Origin of the sequence: Vibrio sp. 10N.222.55.C6 (genome assembly GCF_041473395.1) — a bacterium.
GTDB classification, from domain to species: Bacteria; Pseudomonadota; Gammaproteobacteria; order Enterobacterales; family Vibrionaceae; genus Vibrio; species Vibrio crassostreae_C.
In genome coordinates, this window is record NZ_JBFRSD010001302.1 from 1 (window position 1) to 318 (window position 318).

Genomic DNA, 318 nt, shown 5'->3' on the forward strand with positions numbered 1-318 from the left:
ATTAAGAACGGCGCTAATATCGACCATAATCCGCGGCGCAAGTAGTGCCTTACATCGCCAAACGACCACGTTTCGGTCAGCCCTTTATAGCCTTCACGCTTAGCAATAAAATAGTTAGTGACTACTAGTGTCGACGCCATAATGAAACCCGGCACAACCCCAGCGACAAACAGTTTTGGAATCGATAAGGAAGCAAACTGGCCGTGTTGAGCAATGGCTTCTGGTGGCGCCATTAAGCCCATTGCCGAGATACCAAAGATAACCAAAGGAATGGATGGCGGGATGATAATGCCCAAGCCTCCGGATGCAGCCGTTACG

The 318-nt window shown here is 49.7% G+C and carries 1 protein-coding gene; it reads right to left on the minus strand.

The features are described from left to right. A partial coding sequence (locus AB4486_RS28625) for a TRAP transporter large permease subunit (protein WP_372120218.1) occupies nt 1-318 on the minus strand: 318 nt, incomplete at both ends.